Origin of the sequence: Acinetobacter sp. WC-743 (assembly GCF_000335555.1) — a bacterium.
Taxonomy (GTDB): domain Bacteria; phylum Pseudomonadota; class Gammaproteobacteria; order Pseudomonadales; family Moraxellaceae; genus Acinetobacter; species Acinetobacter bereziniae.
Map to the genome: position 1 here is coordinate 21,365 of NZ_AMFQ01000118.1, position 19,034 is coordinate 40,398.

Sequence of the window (19,034 nt, forward strand, 5' to 3'; positions counted from 1 at the left end):
ATATCTTAAATTTTTATTTAATTGAATAAATTTTTATTATTTTAATGATTTTATTGAATAATTAGGGTCTTTAACTAATTTTTTTTTAAGATAAGAAAATTTTTCTAAATTCAATTGTGTTTTATTTATCTCTTCAATTAACCAGTTTTTGAAAACAACTTTTCGATAGTCCTCTTCTAAAGGAGATGCTGATAGTAAATAGTAGGAAGAGCCATCATGAAATGGCTCTGTTATCGGCTCTAAGTTGCCATTATTTAAGTCTTTTTCGATCATGTATCCAGATACTATTGTTGAGCCTAAACCAGATAAGCATGCTTCGATACAAAGATAAAAATGATCAAGCTCTTTATAATTCAGCTGTGTGATCTTATCTCTAATATGATTGATCTTTAATAAAGTCCCCCAGAACTTCTGTCTCGAAGATGATATTAAAATGTTATTATTATGTTTGGTTGAATTTTTAACAAAGAACATGGTTTCATCCATGAGTTTGATGCTGTAAATATGTTCTTTCCAATTAATATCATCCCTACGTATGGCGATATCAACATTGCTAAAATTTACAGTTTTATCATTTGTGGTAATTTTTAAATCAAAACCACTGTTTAATTCATTAAAATCTTTTAATCTGGGAATTAGCCATTTCATACATAATGTGGATTCACAAGAAATTACCAGTTCTTTGATATTTTCCTTTTTATTGTCAAGACGAATAAGACATTTATCAATTTCATGAAAAATGCCTTGACAACAATTCAGAAGTAATAAACCTTCATTGGTTAACTCTAAGGTTTTACCTTTTCTGATGAAAAGAACCGTATTTAGATCATCCTCTAAGTTTTTTATTTGTCGACTAACCGCACCCTGTGTAACAAAAAGCTTTTCTGAGGCAATTGTCACACTTTCATACATCGCTACATAATAAAAAAACTTAAATGAGTTTAATGAAATCCTTTTAACCATTTAAGACCTTGCTCTATATTTGTGGGTTTTGAGGTTATATTTATATGAATAAACAGGATTAGTTTATATAGTGAAGTTATTCTTAGCAATCTTATTAATTTGATGATTAATCAAGTGTATGATTGAGAAAATGTAATACATTTTTTTATAACGATAAAAATTGATTTTTATTATTTTGCTCTTAATTTTTCTTTACAAAAAATCATGTTTTTTATTGAATATAAGTAATGTGATGTTTTTTTACTTAAGTTGTTTCATTAGATTTATTAATTAGTTTTCCGTTTTGTGTTGATTGTTTTGAAAATTCTATAGGGTAAATTATGAGTGTTGTTGGTGATTTTTGAAATAATTTTCTAATGTTGTTTGGTTTTATTTTTGTGCGATTTTTTTATTTAAAAGCCGAATTTTATTTAAAAAATTATTTACATTTTTTTGAATTTTTTATTTATACACAATGCATCATTAAAAGGATAAAGATGACTTAAATATGAACAATCCATAAAGATAAATAAATACGTTTAATTAAAGTCATTCATCCTGATTATTTTAAAATTACAATGATCGTTAAAGAAATGATTTCAAACACTTGACCTTACAATAATGGCAACTTTTATCATGAGTTTACGATTAATTAAGGAGCCAAATATGGAATTCCATGTTGAAAATATGACCTGTGGTGCGTGCGTGCGCCGTATAGCAAAAGCGATTCAAACATTAGACGAGGACGCAGAAATTATCGCGGATACACCGAACCGTCATTTGAAAGTCAGTACAATCGTGACTGAAGAAGATGTAAGAGGGATGCTTGTTGAAATTGGCTATCCGGCACGATAAAATCTGAGGCATAAAAAAGCTACTCTGGTCAGTAGCTTTTTTTATATTTATTCACATAAACTAAAAATAACGTGAATTCGGCTTAAAGGATTTTAATTTAAGAGGAGCTAAAATCTGTTGAATTTCTGAGTTATCGTCTTTTACAAGTAGTAAAGCGTACAACAGAGCTCTTGCGTTAGTCAAAATTTGAGCAGCTGTGATCTTTGTTATATAGTTAATCTGTTGAAAAATTCATACAGTAGAATATCATTTCTGTTGATCAATAAAATTAAAGCGATCAATATATTGTTTGATGATATACGCCTTGCACTGCCACGCTTTAGCTCTAGAGTTTAAATTGTTTTGCGTAGGCGATACTTTACTTTTCAGAGATGAAAAGTAACAAAAATCTTCCGTTGAGCGAGGGGTACATCCTAATACCCCCGCTCAACATGGCGTCATCCATGTCGCCTCGTGATAGCAAGACTGTTTATGATTCAAAAGTACAAAATAAATGAATCATCCAAATCACTTGTATGAATAATCAGGCGGTTTGACTATATAAGGTATTGCATATAGCTAAATGACCCAAAAACCTACTTTCGCAATAGGTCTAACGTTAAAGCTGAAAATATCGTGGTTAGCAGTCCTATTTTTGATCGATGTCGTGTATGTTCAAGATCAAATTGACTTTTCATTAAATTAAATGGTGATTCAATAATGCCTCGCTTTCTTAATACCGCACGATCAAGTGGGTCTAAAGCTTGTGGCTTCATATTTCTTTTAATTCGTGTGATTAGTTGAACACCCATCTCAGTAAGACGAACTTTCCAATTTTCGCCAATATAACCACGATCACCAAACATTTTCCCCTTTAGTTTTGATGACTGAACTAAATCAGGTAAAACTTTACGATCATCCACGTTACCTGTTGTAATACAATAAGAAACGAATTGTCCAACATGGTCACAAATTAAATGTAATTTAAAGCCATAAAACCAATCTACTGAACTTTTTCCTCGACTGGCACTATCAGTTAATACACGATGTTGATTTATTCTTTTGTTATGGCATACAGCAAGTTTAGTAGAGTCAATGAAGGCGATTCCAACGGATGATACTTTTGAGCGCTCAATTTGTGTTGCTATGAGTGAACATATATTGCTTAATATCATCGGAAATATCTGAACAAAAATCATCAATTAAGCAAAAAAGTGATATAAGCTGTATATCTATAGGCATTTGAGGATATTCAGTTTTTGTCGTGATTAAATTGTGACTCAAATGCCTATTCTTTAACAGTTTTCTTATCTCGGATTCGGGTTAAAAATAGATGAAGATTTAAGCTTTGGATGTGCCAAGAGGTGACAGGGATAAAGTATCGTTATGGTGATGCACATCACTTATTTCGAGATCTGTTGTCTGCAATCCATCAAGAATAGGGCAGTCTGGTCGATGGTCGCCAGCACAACAATTGATTAAATTCTGTAAAGTCTCCGTCATTTTCTGCAATTCAAAAATCCGCAATTCCAGTTTTTCAATATGAGATTGTGCTAATTTTTTCACATCTGCACTTTGTCTTTTTTTATCATTCCATAAATCGAGAAGATCGGTAATTTCACTGACTGAAAAACCCAATGTTCTTGATTTTCTAATAAATTTTAAGCGCTCTACATCTTGGGCACTGTATGAGCGATAACCTGAATTATTGCGTCCGACAGCGGGAATTAAACCAATTTGTTCATAGTAGCGAATCATTTTGGCAGATATACCGACAGCTTTAGACAGTTTTCCAATGTTCATCTGAGTCTCCTTGGATGTTATTGTGCAGTCAACGTCGGGTTAAACCGACGTAAACGTAAAGCATTTCCTAAAACGAATACACTTGATAATGCCATTGCACCTGCAGCAAATATGGGTGATAAAAGAATACCGTAAGCAGGATAAAGCAGCCCTGCCGCAACGGGGATTAACAGAACGTTGTAAGCAAATGCCCAGAATAGATTTTGATGAATATTACCAATGGTTGCTTTGGACAATGCAATCGCATTGGCAACACCCTGTAAGTTTCCAGACATCAATACGACATCTGCGGATTCGATCGCAACATCTGTTCCTGTACCAATTGCAAGACCAACATCTGCTTCCGCCAAAGCAGGTGCATCATTGATACCATCTCCAACAAAAGCGATGTTGCCATGTTGTGCTTTTAGCTGTTTTATCGCGTCTACTTTTCCTTCGGGTAGGACTTCTGCGATCACTTGATCAATACCTAATTTTCTCGCGATGGCTTGCGCTGTACGCGCGTTGTCACCTGTGATCATCGCGACTTCGAGACCCAATTGGTGTAAGGCTTTAATTGCACTTGGTGTGGTGGATTTAATTGGATCAGCAACGGCAATAATACCGGCTAACTCGTGATCAATCGCAACATAAAGTGGAGATTTTCCCTCATCTCCTAAACGTTGTGCGGTATTTGCAAATGGTGAAATATCCACATTTAACTGAAGCATGTAACGATCTGCACCGACATGAATCGTATGCCCATCGATCGTTGCTAAAACGCCCATACCAGTGACAGAGTCAAAACTATCCACACGAGAGAGTTTAAGATTTTGCCGTTTTGCTGCATCGACGATTGCTTGCGCGATCGGATGTTCGGAACGCGACTCTACAGCTGCGACCAAACTTAAAACATGTTCATATTTGAAATTTTGAGTGACCTCAAAATCCGTTAATACGGGACGACCTTCTGTTAAAGTTCCAGTTTTATCTACAGCAACAATTTTAGAGTCTTTAAGCAGTTGTAATGCTTCACCTTTGCGGAACAACACGCCTAATTCAGCACCGCGTCCTGTACCCACCATAATTGATGTTGGTGTTGCTAAACCCATGGCACAAGGGCATGCGATAATCAAGACAGCCACAGCATTGACCAAAGCAAAAGTTAAGGCTGGTGATGGACCAAAAATAAGCCAGATTAAAAAAGTGAGTGTCGCTGCCAACATTACGGCAGGAACAAACCATAATGTGACTTTATCAACCACAGCTTGAATCGGCATTTTAGAGCCTTGTGCTTGTTCAACTAAGCGAATAATTTGAGCAAGCATGGTTTCACCGCCAACAGCAACAGCAGTAAAGGTCAAAGTACCATTTTGATTAATAGTACCCCCGACAACATCACTTTCAACCTTTTTCTCAACAGGAATAGGTTCTCCAGTAATCATGGATTCATCAACGAAACTTTGCCCATCCACCACCTTACCATCGACTGGAATTCGTTCACCTGGCTTCACAATGATAAAGTCACCTACAACTACTTCATCTATAGGAATATCGACGACTTGATTGTTACGCGATACATGTGCGATTTTTGCTTGTAAATTGACTAAGCGTTGTATGGCTTCGGAAGTTCTTCCTTTTGCTTTTGCTTCGAGAAAACGACCAAGTAAAATCAAGGCAACGATAACAGCTGCCGCTTCATAATAAACGTTGACGGTGCCAGCGGGTAAAATCTGCGGTGCAAATGTTGCAACAAGAGAAAAAAGATAGGCCGCTAATGTACCTACAGCCACCAGTGAATTCATGTCTGGCGCGAAGCGGAACAGAGCAGGGAAACCATGTACATAAAACCTGCGACCAGGGATAATCAGCACTAAAGTGGTCAGAATAAATTGTAGGTACCAACTATTTTGTATACCGATGGTTTGTGCAATCCAGTGATGCAGACTAGGGAAGATATGCGAACCCATCTCTAGTATAAAAACTGGGAGAGCAAGAACTGTTGCTAACGTTAAATCTCTTTTTAATTCACTTCGTTCTTTGTCTTTTTTCTCAAGATGCTGTGTTTGATTAGGAACTGCATTTTGGATTTGTTTGGCATCATAGCCGGCTCGATCTATGGCGGCAATGAGTGCATCGACGCTGGCATGACCACTGACAGTTGCGCGCTCAGTCGCTAAATTCACAACCGCTTCTTTTACGCCATCAACTGCTTTTAATGCTTTTTCAACACGACTTACGCAGGAAGCGCAGGTCATTCCATCGATGGAGAATTCAATTTTTTCATCGATAACATCATAACCAACTTGTTCAACAGCTTGAATGAGCTGTTGACGTTGTATTGGTTTATCGAGTGAAATATCTGCGCGCTCTGTTGCTAAGTTTACGACAGCATCTTTTACACCATCCACTTTTTTAAGCGCAGTTTCTACACGACCCACACAACTGGCACATGTCATCCCCTCGATTTGTAAGTTCATTTTTAAATCAGAATCAGTACTATATGGAGAATTTGCCATCATTTATACCTTACTATTTTCTTGAATGATTTAATCCTAAACTCTTCCATCATGGGAAGGTCAAGCGAAATATAATCAATCTGTAGTAAAACTCATATCGTAAAATAGAATTTCTCTTGATCAATAAAATGAATGAGATGAATCTATTGTTTAAAAATATTTAGCTTTCGTTGCCATGCTTTACATCTAAAATTTGAATAACGTTGTATAGATGATGTCTCACTTTGTCTAAATCATTTTTTTGTTTAACCGCGTTCTTATGCTGCAAACAAATCAGAGTTTGTTTTTGCTCATACACTCCCACTCAACATGACGATATCCATCTCGCATCACGATAGAATGCCCATCCATGCTTGCAAAAATAAATGAATCACTGAAGCATCTAACAACTTGTATAAAAACAGAAAGTTTATTGAATATGCATGATCGAAATAAAATTACTTATGTGAATCATCAGACGATTTGACTATTGTGTAAGATGTATCCTTAAAAATATAAGCCAAACAAGCTGATACTTTATTTAATATTTGGATGGGCTTTGGAACGAAGCAAGACTAAAGATGAGGCAATACAGTCTAAGAACAGTAAGTCTTGCATTTTGAAAAAAGCTAAGCAAAAAGTATGACAGGGTCAGTCCGTATAGGTCACTCATTCAATCCCGACGACTGTTGTAATATAGGCCGTGGTAAACAGAATCATAAACCCAATCGACATTTCAAACAAAATGGCATAACCCAGATATCGTCCAAATTGAGGTTTGTGCAGTTGCGGGGTAAAAAACCATTTGTTAAATGCAGCGAGAAGTAATATACAACCAACAAACAAGATTTTGAGTATAAATCCATAGCCATAAGGGGTGCTGGTCAAGGTATCAATATCTTTAAATAAAAGCACCGCAACACTTGCACCACAAACAATTAAGATGCCCACAATAAATCCAGCAATCTGCCCAAATAAATGTGTACGGTCTTTCAAAGCAAGTCCTTCCAATTGACGGGTAGCTTTGAATAATGGATATAAAGCACCCATCCAAACGGAAATGAATAGTACATGAACTGTCAGTAGAATTTGAGCAAAAAAAGGTAAGTTTGCTGCATGCCCAGTTTGAGAAAAACTATAGGCAAGCGGTAGCAAGAATAGCCCAAATAAAAATCGTTCAAACATAGACGTCTGTGTGGTTTTTTGAGTGAACTTGATGAACAATAAAAGCAGAAGAACGAGAAAAATAAGGATACGTCCAATCAACATTTGACCAGTAACTGTATTCAAGAGGATCTGGATATACGTCGTATTGAATATTCCAGCAAACCCTGAATCTGCAAAACTACCGACCAGAATGAAAAAACCAGCAATGCTAGAGATCAGCCCTAAACCTGCTCCAAAGCACATATATTGAAGAATGCTTTTTTTCAGTGAGATGAAACGATTAAATAACAAGTAACAAAATGCGCCACCTGTAATAAATGCCATGCTTAAATACAAAGTGACTTTGCTCAGCCAAGTTAATCCAATCCAATATTCAGAAATCATGATTTTCCCAAATCAATACGGTGCTAGAAATCTGCTGGTGTTTCATTGACGATTCAAATATTTTATTGGAGCGTGAAACTATACTCACCACTCATGTTATGCCCATCTTTGCCCATGGTTGTCCATGTCACAGTGTATTTTCCTTTTTTAAGATTTGGAACTGGAACATTAAAGGATTTTTTAAGGTCATGATTCACTTTGTAGTTCAATGAAATATTTTTTTGTTGAGCATCTATTAACTTAATGTTCATCAACATGACCTCTTCTCCAAAATTGAGAGTGAGGTTTTTAGGTTGATCCGTCACAGTTGCATTCATGGCTGGAACTGCGCTGAGTAATTTTACATGAGCAAGTGCGCTGGTTGCTGTGAAAAGCAGCGTAATACCAAGAAATATGCTGGATACTGTCGAGATTTTCTTTTGAAAAAAGCGCATATGAAACTTCCTATTAATAAGATAATGGTTAAGCAACCGTATCACCTCAGTCTCTACGATTGCTTAACTATTCAATTATTCAATATCCAAACATACAATAGTATGACTTTAAAATTACATTTCTGTTGTTTAGTAAAATTAAATAATGCGCGATGATAAATTGTCGGCTTGAACACTATTGAAGCCAACAACGTGTAGAAAGGAGCATCTGTCACAACAATCGAAGTATTAAATTAAAGAGCATGTGAAAAAAATCACGGAGAGAAATATGGAACACGAACAAAAAGTGCAAACTATAGAAAACTCTATGAAAGACCCTGTTTGTAATATGAATGTAGATATAAAAAATGCGCTTCAGCATGATTTTGAAGGGAAAACGTATTATTTCTGCAGTGAGAAATGCCAATCAAAATTTAGCGCAGCTCCACATTTATACACCTCCAGCAATAAGGAAATACAACATCCAGTAGGACATGAAAAGGCAAGTCATTCACACCATTCTGCTCAGCCAAGTGAGAAGGATCAATCTCTTCAAAACTCCGCGACAATTTATGTATGTCCGATGCATCCTGAGGTTCGACAAGATCATCCAGGAAATTGTCCTAAATGTGGTATGACCTTAGAACCAGAATTGCCCACTTTAGAAAATGAAGATCATTCTGAATTAGAGGATTTTCAAAAGCGTTTTTGGTGGACCTTACCAATCACGATTATTGTTGTTTTTCTTGCTATGTTTGGTCATCAAGTGAACTGGTTTAAGATGTCGACGCAAAGTTGGATTGAGTTGGTTTTAACCTTACCTATCGTGTTTTGGGCAGGTCGCCCATTTTTTATTCGTTGTTGGCAGTCCGTTGTAAACCGAAATCCAAATATGTGGACATTAATTGGTTTAGGAACAGGTGCTGCATTTGTCTATAGTGTAGTTGCAACAATAGCTCCTCAGGTTTTTCCTGACTCTTTCGTTTCCATGGGGCGTGTATCGGTCTATTTTGAGGCAACTGCCGCAATCATTACACTGACTTTATTAGGACAGGTTTTAGAATTAAAAGCCCGTTCCCAAACTTCAGCCGCGATTAAATCATTACTTGGTCTTGCCCCAAAAACAGCAAGAAAAATCAATGCTGATGGAACTGAAGAAGATGTTGAACTGAGTTCTGTACACGTTGGAGATGTATTAAGAGTTAGACCGGGTGAAAAAGTACCCGTTGATGGCGTTATTGTAGAGGGACAAAGTTCTATCGATGAATCTATGCTGACTGGTGAACCTTTACCTGTCAATAAAAAAATTGGAGATCAAGTGATTGGAGCGACTTTAAATACAAGTGGCTCATTGATTATACGTTCAGAAAAAGTGGGTTCTGCGACCATGCTTTCCCAAATTGTGCAGTTGGTTTCGCAAGCTCAGCGATCAAAGGCACCGATGCAACGTATGGCAGATCAAGTTGCAGGAAAATTTGTCATGGTTGTGATTGGCGTATCGATTGCTACTTTCATCGGATGGGGGATTTTCGGACCTGATCCAAGTTGGGTATATGGTTTAATCAATGCTGTTGCTGTTTTAATTATTGCTTGTCCATGTGCTCTGGGCTTGGCGACGCCCATGTCCATTATGGTATCAACTGGAAATGGGGCGACAAAGGGCGTGCTGTTTCGCGATGCTGCTGCAATTGAAAATTTACGTAAAGTCGATACCTTAATTATTGATAAAACAGGGACGCTCACTGAAGGGAAGCCGAGATTTGATCGTGTTATTGCCACAGAAGGTGTTTCAAGTGATGATGTATTACGTTTGGCGGCAAGTTTAGATCAAGGAAGTGAGCATCCTTTAGCCGAAGCCATAGTGCACGCTGCTCGTGAACGAAATATTGAATTAACGACACCTGAATCTTTTGACTCTGACTCTGGAATCGGGGTGATGGGTAAAGTAGAAGGTTTGAGCTTAGCGCTTGGTAATACTGCTTTAATGCAACAGTTGGATGTTTCTGTGGATGCTTTAGTACCTCAAGCAGAGAAATTAAGATCTGAGGGTGCCAGTGTCATGTATCTGGCAGCAGATGGGTATCTAATGGGGTTACTGGCAGTTTCTGATCCCATAAAAAGCAGCACGCTAGAAGCGATCGAAATTTTAAAGAAAGATGGTATGACGATCGTAATGGCAACAGGCGATGGTATGACTACTGCTCGTGCAGTGGGGGTAAAACTGGGAATAGACCAAGTTTATGGCGAAGTTAAACCCGCAGATAAACTTGATTTGGTCAGTAAATTACAAAGTGAGGGGCGCATTGTTGCAATGGCAGGAGATGGCATTAATGATGCACCAGCCTTAGCAAAAGCTGATGTTGGCATTGCAATGGGAACAGGTACTGATGTTGCAATGAATAGCGCTCAAGTCACTTTGATTAAGGGTGATCTTAGAGGAATTGGGACTGCGCGCGCACTTTCTGAAGCAACTGTCCAAAATATGAAGCAAAATTTGATGTTTGCTTTTCTTTATAATGCTTTGGGAATACCTATTGCCGCAGGAGCGCTTTATTTCTTTACAGGTTGGTTGTTGTCTCCAATGATCGCTGCGCTTGCAATGAGTTTGAGTTCTGCTTCCGTGATCGCAAATGCATTACGTTTACGGCTAAGTGCATAAAAAGTTCATATTCTGAGAGGTTGTTAAAACGTGTGCTGTAAAAAACCGTACTTGGTTTTTTACCCTATTGAGCGAGGGGAACTTACACCCTCGCCCAACAGGGCGACATCCATGTCGCCTTAGGTTAGAAAGACCATCTATGATTCAAAAATAAATCTCTAAAAGTGTCTAATCATTTTTATAAAAGCATAAAGTTTATTGAATATGAATAATTGAAATCGAATCACTTCTATGAAGAATCAAATGGATTGACGATCTTGACCTATTGATTCGCAATTGTGATTGAAATGCATAGTCAAAGTATTAATTCTTAAAAATAATCGAAAAAATCACCAGCCCATCTCTAGATTCTGCATAAATCAGTGCGTTGTGCATATCCAATATTGACTTGGTGATTGCCAAGCCAAGCCCTGTGCCATCTTCAACTCTTTGACGAGATGCATCAGTCCGATAAAAGCGGTCAAATACACGTGATAATTGTTCTGGAGAGAGGGCAGGACCTTCATTTTCTATCGAAAATAAAGTATTTTCTGTATGTTGTTGAAATTTAACACGAATGACTGAATTTGCTTTTCCATATTTAATCGCATTGGAAAATAAATTGCTTAAAGCACGGCGTAACATGGTTGGATCAGCATTGACTTTACCTGAACCTGATTGTTCAAAACGGATATTTTTTTCCGCAGCGAGTGCATCATAAAACTCAAATAATGCTTCGATTTCTGTAGCTAAATCAATCTGTTCAACTTTGGCTAAAGTTAAACCATTTTCTGCTTTTGCTAAAAACAACATATCCGAGACGATTCTTGCCAGATGTTCAAACTCTTCTAAATTGGAAAATAAAACTTCTTTATAGGCATCTATATCACGGCTACGAGAAAGACAAACTTGTGTTTGTGTCATTAAGTTATTGATCGGAGTACGGATTTCATGGGCTAAATCTGATGAAAAGTCTGAGAGCTTTTCCAGCGCAAATTCCAAACGATCGAGCATTTCATTAAATGCAATGGTCAAAGGTTTTAATTCCAAAGGAGTATTTTTAAGTTCTAAACGAACAGAAAGATGTTGTGCTGAAATACTTTCTGCGACTTTCGCCATTCTTTGCACAGGACGTAAGCCACGCCATGCGGCGTACCAACCCAAAAACATCAAACACAGTGTACCAATTAAACCGATATAAAACAGTTGGCGCCTAAACTCGTTTAAAAAGATTAAATGCTCGGAGGTGTCGATACCCACTAGAATTTGGGTAGATTGAACAATATTATTGCTTTTAATATTTTTTTTATAAATAAATCCACGATAGGTTTTATCTTGTACTTTCCATTCAATCCACGGATAGTGCTGAGATTTGGTGTTTTTCTGTGTGGCAATAATGGCATTGGTTGAACTAAAAATAATCTTACCTGTTGGTCGTTCAACTTGAACAATCAGATTATCATGCCCAATGAGTGCATCATTTAATGAGATGGACAGCTCAAACGAGTCGGTGGGGTTTTGCGCTAATAGGCTATGAATGAGTTGGATTTTTCCATCAAGTAACTTTTGGTCTTCTTTCTCAAAGTGCCGTGTGACGCCTTTATGGATGACTAATCCCATTGTCATTAGAATAGTAATGGTAGAAAAAGAAAAAATAATGGCAATTCTAAAACTTAAAGCATTAAACAGCCGATTACTCATCTTCTACCTCAAGCACATAGCCCATTCCGCGAACATTTTGAATCAGTTTCGGCATAAAATCTTGATCGACTTTATTTCTCAAACGTTTAATTGCAACTTCAACCACATTGGTGTCACTGTCAAAGTTCATGTCCCAAACTTGCGATGCGATGAGTGCTCGAGGAAGAATTTCTCCGCGTCTGCGCATGAATAATTCCATCAGTGCAAATTCTTTTGCAGTGAGATCAATACGTTGTCCTGCGCGGGTAACACGACGTTTTCTTAAATCTAGCTCAAGATCTGCAATCCGAATTAAGTTACTGTCTTCTCTTTGTTGTCCACGACGAAGCAGACTTTTAATACGTGCTAATAATTCTGCAAAGGCAAAAGGTTTAACCAAATAGTCATCTGCACCTAGATCTAGTCCTTTAACTCGATCTTCAATTTGATCACGTGCGGTTAAAAACAAAATAGGCATGGTTTTTCCGCTCTTACGGACATCATGAATGATATGCCAACCATCTAGCTCTGGTAGCATGACATCTAAGATAATCAGGTCATATTCTTCGTAAAGCGCTTGATGTCTGCCCATGCGTCCATCTGTGACCCAATCAGTCATATAACCAGCTTCAGATAAACCTTGTTTGAGATAATCACCAGTTTTTTGTTCATCTTCGACCAATAAAATTCTCATTGTAATTTCCTCAAGTGCCTATCTCATTCGGTGTCATCATAACGTTATAAAAGCAAATATGCCTATGAATGACATAAATGTCATTTTCATGTCATCTTGAAGTTTGAGTCACTGTCTTATTGTAGAGCGAATCAAAGCCAACTTGGGTGACAAAATGCAAAAAATATTCAGTAAAAGTGTAATGGTATTCATGTGTATAGGGGCATTAATCGGCACTACACAAACTTGGGCACATGGTGATGAACATAAAACAACTGACGGTAAAACTACAGTAAAAAAACAGGAGAAGTGTAAAGAGCCTTGTAAACCAACCAAGGAAAGTAAAACTCAAAAAAATGATCATTCACAACATCAGCATGGAAACTCGACTGATATGTCGAAAATGGATCATTCAAAGATGTCAAATAAAACTTCTAAATAATCCAATGAAAATCGGGATGCAACACTGAGACATGAGTAGGAGCTTACACACTATGGTCTAGTTTTAAACAACATAATGTGTGGCTTCATGGATGAATAGTTTTAACAACTTAGTCGAGTCTGATCCCTATTTTTAATTTTGGAGTTAAAAAAATGTCAAAAAATCAAAGTTTACAAGATCCCTTTTTGAATGCACTTCGAAAAGAGCATATCCCTGTTTATATTTTCTTAGTCAATGGAATTAAACTACAAGGGCATATTGAGTCCTTTGATCCTTATGTTGTTTTGCTAAAAAATACCATGGGTCAAATTCAGATTATATATAAACACTCGATTTCTACTGTATTTCCAACACGTAATCCACGTCCTAATATTGGCGTTTATTTGTCTCAATTTGGTGCTCGATATGGTTTTGGTCGTCCAGATGATTTGGAGGATGAAACTCAATATGAAGCGTTTTCACAAAATGAAATGAATGCTCATAGTCAGGAATAATGAGCGCGAATGGCCTTATGCCTTATAGAATTTTCATGTTGACCATGTTCAATGATTTAAAGTGTTCAAGATATTTCTAAACTATTTAGGGAATTTAAATTTAAAAAAAGACCCACAGTGAATGTGGGTCGATACAATGTAGGGCAAAATCATAACAACCCGATCATAGCCTGCTCAAACGATTTAAATTTTTTATAAAAATACAATCAATAAAATAATACCCAATACGACACGATACCATGCAAAGACTCTTAAGGTATGTTTTTCAACAAATTTTACCAAAGCTTTAACCACCAAAATAGCGGCAATAAATGCTGCAACAAAGCCCACTGAAATATTCATCAGATTATCAGACGTCAAAACATCAGCATTACGAATTAAATCATAGGTTGCAGCACCTAACATGGTCGGCATTGCCAAGAAAAATGAAAATTCAGTGGCCGCTTTTCGCGATAAGCCTGATAACATTCCGCCGATGATGGTTGCACCAGAACGCGATGTTCCAGGGATCATGGCAACGCATTGTGCAAAACCCACCAAAATAGCTTGTTTCAAGGTGATGTCAGTGGCTTCTATGGTTTTTGGCTCAAACTTTCTGGCTTCAACGGCAAAAATAATCAAACCGCCAATAATTAAAGCAAAAGCAACAACTAGGGGGCTAAACAACACCTGTTTAATAAAGTCAACAGCAAGTACGCCAATCACCACAGCGGGTATAAAGGCAACCAAGACATTAATTGTAAAATGTCTGGCATGTACATCACCTGAGAAAAAGCCACGTACTAATTCGATGATTTTTTGACGGTATAACCAGCATACAGCCAAGATTGCCCCGAGTTGGATCACCACTTCAAATACTCGACCTGAATCTGAGTGGAAGTCGATCAAATGCCCAAATAGAATTAAGTGACCAGTACTGGAAATCGGTAAAAACTCGGTCAGACCCTCAATAAGCCCCAAAAACAAAGCTTTGAATAGTTCAAAATTTTCCATAAATGAAATAAGCAAGAATTTAAAAAATTGAACCTTTTTAATGTATTTAACGCTACTTATAAATGAAAAAAGACAAAATTTTACGAAATTTTTACGCAGTTGATCTGACCGAGAATAGAGAGTTTACGGGCTATTTTCCGATACTGGGAAATGGAATATCCCAGTGTTTAGGATGGAAAAGATGAGTGCTAAATATATAGCGCATCAACAAGTACAGCATCCAAAAATATGCTTACGACAAAAACTTAAAAAATATGCCCAAATTAATAGGATTGGCATGTCTCAGTTCAGTCTTTCAAACCAAGGAGCAAGGTCATGTTAGAGTTTATTTTGCTCTTGGTCATTGTGACTGCACTGGCTTATCCCTTAGGAAAGTATCTTGCATGGATTATGCAGAATGGCAAGATGAAAATTGACCCACTGTTCAATTGGATTGAAAAGCCGATTTATGCGCTATTGGGGACAGACCCTAAACAGGGGATGAATGTTAAAACCTATTCACTGAGTTTTGTGATCAGTTGTTTGGTGATTGGATTGATCACTTGGTTGTTGTTTATGTTCCAAGCCAGTCTGCCACTAAACCCAAATCATGCACCTAATATGTCATGGGATTTGGCACTGCATACGATGGTTTCATTCCTAACCAATACCAACCAACAGCATTACTCTGGTCAAAGCCAATTGTCATATTTGTCTCAGATGGTGGGGATCGTTGGTTTGCAAATCATCACTCCAATGATGGGGTTGGCGATGGTTGTTGCAACAGTCCGTGCTTTATTCTCTTTACCAACAAATGATTTTTCCACAGCAGATCATTCAATACCATTTAATAGTAAAGTTCAAAAAATAAATGTCGGGAACTATTGGGCAGATGTGATTCGCCCTACATTTCGTTTTTTGATTCCGTTGTGTATGGCGTGGTCATTGTTATTGAATAGCCAAGGCGTTCCAGCAACCTTTCAAGGTGGTCCAGACGTTCAAGTAGTAGATCAATCCACTGAATTAAAAACACAAAAAATTCCTTTAGGTCCTGTTGCACCGATGGTTGCCATTAAGCAACTCGGTAGTAATGGGGGAGGATGGTATGGACCAAACAGTAGTGTGCCATTAGAGAATCCAACACCACTGTCTAACTTTTTAGAAATGATTGCCATTTTACTGATTCCAGTCTCTGTTATTTTCATGTTGGGTTTTTTCACCAAACGCGCAAAATTTGCAGGCTTTGTCTTTGGTTCAATGCTGTTCATGTCCGTGCTTTCTGCGACCATTGCGATTTGGTCTGAAAGCCTTTCTTCTACGGCATCACAACTCTATGCAATGGAAGGAAAGGAACTACGTTTTGGTGAAGCATCTTCCGCACTTTGGGCAGCAGTGACCACACAAGTCAACAATGGATCAGTGGATATGATGCATGACTCGGCATCCCCTTTAACAGGTCTAGTGGCGCTCGCCAACATGCTGATAAATGCCATCTGGGGTGGGATTGGTTGTGGTTTACAGCAATTCATTATTTATCTGTTTTTGGCTGTCTTTATCGCAGGTTTAATGACAGGACGTACTCCTGAATTATTCGGACGTAAGATTGAAGCAGGCGAAATTAAATTATTGGCAGTGGTGATTTTGATTCAACCCATTGTGATTCTCACTTTAACTTCAATTGCTTTATTTTTCCCTGAATTGACGGGTAACAGTAATCCACAATATCACGCGGTTTCCCAAGTCCTGTACGAATATGTTTCTGCTTTTGCCAATAATGGTTCAGGTTTTGAAGGCTTGGCAGACAATACGGTGTGGTGGAATGTCACATGTGTTATTGCTTTATTACTTGGTCGCTTTCCGACTTTAATCATACCGCTCATTATTGCTGCACGTTTGGCTGCTAAACGTCAAGCGCCTGAAAGCAAAGGCAGTTTAAAAGTTGAGACCCCAACATTTGCTTTTACGCTGATTGCCATTGTGGTGATGTTGACCTTATTACAATTTATGCCAGTCCTAGTCTTAGGACCGATTGCTGATCATCTGTTATTGGTACAAGGTTAGGGTGAATCAAATGAATCCTTCAAAACAATTGAATACAAATAAATCTTCTACGCTTTTTCAAGCTGAAGCTTGGAAGAATGTATGGGTTAAATTACTCCCACAACATGCTATAAAAAATCCTGTTATGGCAATCGTATGGCTGGGTACGATCATTACTTTGATCAGTACGGTGATGGGCAAAGCAAATGTGTTATTTGGTCTATCAGTCACCTTGATTTTATTTATCACCGTACTTTTTGCCAACTATGCCGAAGCGATTGCGGAAGCGAAGGGGAGAGGTCAAGCCTCTTCGTTACGACAAGCTCGCCAAAATTTGACCGCACGACGACTCAAATCTAAAACAGATACAGAGGGTGAGCAGATTGCAGCAACCCAATTAAAAATGAATGATTTGATTGAAGTTCGTGCAGGTGAATTGATTCCAGCGGATGGAGAAATTATTGAGGGCTTTGCCACCATCAATGAAGCTGCGGTAACTGGGGAGTCTGCACCTGTGTTACGTGAAGCAGGAACAGACAAGTCTGGCGTGATCGGCGGAACTAAAGTTTTAACTGATCAGATCATTGTACAAGTTACAGCCGAATCTGGGCATAGTTTCCTTGATCGTATGATTGCATTGGTTGAAGGTTCTAATCGACAAAAAACACCGAATGAAATTGCATTGGGTATTTTACTGACCGTCATGACTGTAACTTTTATCGTGGTGGTGCTCAGCTTACCGTTTATTGGACATTTCTTAAAAATCGAAATCAATCCGATTGTATTAGTAGCATTACTGGTTTGCTTAATTCCCACCACGATTGGCGGATTATTGCCAGCAATTGGGATTGCTGGGATGAACCGAGCATTAAAAGCCAATGTGATTGCGAAATCAGGTAAAGCCGTTGAAGTTGCAGGTGATGTGGATGTGTTGCTGTTGGATAAAACAGGAACGATTACTTATGGCGACCGTCAAGCAACAGCTTTTTATCCTTTAGTCGGAGTAACTGAATCAGAACTTCGTCAAGCTGCCATATTAACATCGCTTGCAGATCCTACGCCCGAAGGAAAGTCAGTGGTTGCCTTGGCAAAAGAGTTGGGGGAACGTATGAGCGAACCTGAGCATGCTGCGTTTATTGCCTTTAGTGCATCAACACGCATCTCAGGCATAGATTTAAGTGATGGACATCAAATTCGTAAGGGAGCATTGGATGCAATTCTTCAATTTGCATCACAGCATCTAGAAAATCATAGTGAGTTAAAAACTCGTGTAGAGCAGGTGGCATCCAAAGGTGCAACGCCATTGGTCGTTGCAAAAGACAAAAATATTCTTGGGGTCATTGAACTTTCTGATGTGATTAAGCAAGGCATCAAGGAAAAGTTTGCACGTTTGCGTGAAATGGGAATCAAAACTGTGATGGTCACAGGAGATAACCCACTGACTGCAGCTGCAATCGCAGCAGAAGCTGGAGTAGATGACTATATTGCAGAAGCCAAACCTGAAGATAAGTTAAGCTGTATTCGTGCTGAGCAAAATAAAGGGCATTTGGTTGCTATGGTCGGGGATGGTACCAACGATGCGCCAGCATTGGCGCAAGCGGATATTGGTCTGGCAATGAATTCGGGAACACAGGCTGCCAAAGAAGCCGGAAATATGGTGGATTTGGATTCAGACCCAACCAAGCTTTTGTCTGTCGTTGAGATCGGTAAACAGCAACTGATTACCCGAGGTGCTTTGACCACATTTTCATTGGCGAATGATGTGTCCAAATACTTTGCTATTTTACCTGCATTATTTGTGGCAGCCATTCCTCAAATGAATAGTTTGAATGTCATGCATTTGGGTAGTTCTGAAAGTGCCATACTTTCAGCACTCATTTTTAATGCCATCATTATACCGTTATTGATTCCAATTGCTCTACGAGGGGTAAAGTTTAAACCTGCAACTTCTACCCAATTGTTACGCCGTAATATGCTGATTTATGGTGTTGGTGGTGTGCTTCTGCCCTTTATTGCAATTAAATTGATTGATTTGATGATCAGTCCATTGCTTGCACTGTAAACTGAGAGAGGAA

At 38.1% G+C, this 19,034-nt stretch carries 14 protein-coding genes and 1 pseudogene; 6 read left to right on the plus strand and 9 right to left on the minus strand.

What is annotated here, in order from left to right:
- Positions 1-36 precede the first annotated feature (36 nt).
- Positions 37-963 (minus strand): LysR family transcriptional regulator, encoded by a 927-nt coding sequence (locus tag ACINWC743_RS18000; protein WP_009586449.1) that lies wholly within the window; start codon positions 961-963, stop codon positions 37-39.
- A gap of 645 nt (positions 964-1,608) precedes the next feature.
- Here ACINWC743_RS18000 and ACINWC743_RS18005 point away from each other — a divergent pair.
- Positions 1,609-1,797 carry a heavy-metal-associated domain-containing protein gene (locus ACINWC743_RS18005; protein ID WP_004828649.1) on the plus strand — a complete coding sequence of 63 codons (189 nt, stop codon included), beginning with the start codon at positions 1,609-1,611 and terminating at the stop codon, positions 1,795-1,797.
- 575 nt (positions 1,798-2,372) lie between these two features.
- Here ACINWC743_RS18005 and ACINWC743_RS18010 read toward each other — a convergent pair.
- The 5 genes and pseudogenes from ACINWC743_RS18010 to ACINWC743_RS18030 form a co-directional block, all read right to left on the minus strand.
- Positions 2,373-3,018: pseudogene (locus tag ACINWC743_RS18010) on the minus strand (IS982 family transposase).
- Between the two features lie 99 nt (positions 3,019-3,117).
- Positions 3,118-3,579 carry a Cu(I)-responsive transcriptional regulator gene (gene cueR / locus ACINWC743_RS18015; protein WP_004828653.1) on the minus strand — a complete coding sequence of 154 codons (462 nt, stop codon included), beginning with the start codon at positions 3,577-3,579 and terminating at the stop codon, positions 3,118-3,120.
- Positions 3,580-3,596: 17 nt separating this feature from the next.
- A complete protein-coding gene (locus ACINWC743_RS18020) occupies positions 3,597-6,077 on the minus strand; it encodes a heavy metal translocating P-type ATPase (RefSeq protein ID WP_009586493.1) in 2,481 nt (826 codons plus the stop codon).
- A 648-nt stretch (positions 6,078-6,725) separates the two neighbouring features.
- On the minus strand, positions 6,726-7,607 hold the full coding sequence (locus ACINWC743_RS18025) for a copper resistance D family protein (protein WP_009586514.1): 882 nt from the start codon (positions 7,605-7,607) through the stop codon (positions 6,726-6,728).
- A gap of 62 nt (positions 7,608-7,669) precedes the next feature.
- Entirely contained in the window at positions 7,670-8,041 is a 372-nt protein-coding gene (locus tag ACINWC743_RS18030) for a copper resistance CopC family protein (RefSeq protein ID WP_009586473.1), read from the minus strand.
- Positions 8,042-8,309: 268 nt separating this feature from the next.
- Here ACINWC743_RS18030 and ACINWC743_RS18035 point away from each other — a divergent pair, with 268 nt between their 5' ends.
- A complete protein-coding gene (locus ACINWC743_RS18035; RefSeq protein WP_009586459.1) occupies positions 8,310-10,679 on the plus strand; it encodes a heavy metal translocating P-type ATPase in 2,370 nt (789 codons plus the stop codon).
- A gap of 303 nt (positions 10,680-10,982) precedes the next feature.
- Here the strand turns inward: ACINWC743_RS18035 and ACINWC743_RS18040 are convergent, their stop codons facing one another.
- Together ACINWC743_RS18040 and ACINWC743_RS18045 are read right to left on the minus strand one after the other, a co-directional pair.
- The gene (locus ACINWC743_RS18040) at positions 10,983-12,359 is read right to left on the minus strand and encodes a heavy metal sensor histidine kinase (protein ID WP_009586502.1); all 1,377 of its coding nucleotides are present in this window, start codon (positions 12,357-12,359) and stop codon (positions 10,983-10,985) included.
- Positions 12,352-13,032 (minus strand): heavy metal response regulator transcription factor, encoded by a 681-nt coding sequence (locus ACINWC743_RS18045; RefSeq protein ID WP_004828666.1) that lies wholly within the window; start codon positions 13,030-13,032, stop codon positions 12,352-12,354. Before ACINWC743_RS18045 ends, ACINWC743_RS18040 begins: the two co-directional genes overlap by 8 nt.
- Positions 13,033-13,186: 154 nt before the next feature.
- On the opposite strand from ACINWC743_RS18045, the gene ACINWC743_RS18050 reads away from it, so the two are divergent.
- Together ACINWC743_RS18050 and hfq are read left to right on the plus strand one after the other, a co-directional pair.
- Positions 13,187-13,453, plus strand: a complete 267-nt coding sequence (locus ACINWC743_RS18050) for a hypothetical protein (RefSeq protein WP_035301399.1) — start codon at positions 13,187-13,189, stop codon at positions 13,451-13,453.
- A 152-nt stretch (positions 13,454-13,605) separates the two neighbouring features.
- Positions 13,606-13,947, plus strand: a complete 342-nt coding sequence (hfq, locus tag ACINWC743_RS18055) for an RNA chaperone Hfq (RefSeq protein WP_004828675.1) — start codon at positions 13,606-13,608, stop codon at positions 13,945-13,947.
- A gap of 192 nt (positions 13,948-14,139) precedes the next feature.
- Here hfq and ACINWC743_RS18060 read toward each other — a convergent pair whose 3' ends face one another.
- The gene (locus tag ACINWC743_RS18060; RefSeq protein ID WP_009586456.1) at positions 14,140-14,940 is read right to left on the minus strand and encodes an undecaprenyl-diphosphate phosphatase; all 801 of its coding nucleotides are present in this window, start codon (positions 14,938-14,940) and stop codon (positions 14,140-14,142) included.
- A 315-nt stretch (positions 14,941-15,255) separates the two neighbouring features.
- On the opposite strand from ACINWC743_RS18060, the gene kdpA reads away from it, so the two are divergent.
- Together kdpA and kdpB are read left to right on the plus strand one after the other, a co-directional pair.
- Positions 15,256-16,980 (plus strand): potassium-transporting ATPase subunit KdpA, encoded by a 1,725-nt coding sequence (gene kdpA / locus ACINWC743_RS18065; protein ID WP_009586508.1) that lies wholly within the window; start codon positions 15,256-15,258, stop codon positions 16,978-16,980.
- A gap of 10 nt (positions 16,981-16,990) precedes the next feature.
- Positions 16,991-19,021 (plus strand): potassium-transporting ATPase subunit KdpB, encoded by a 2,031-nt coding sequence (gene kdpB / locus ACINWC743_RS18070; protein WP_009586499.1) that lies wholly within the window; start codon positions 16,991-16,993, stop codon positions 19,019-19,021.
- The last annotated feature ends 13 nt before the right edge of the window (positions 19,022-19,034 follow it).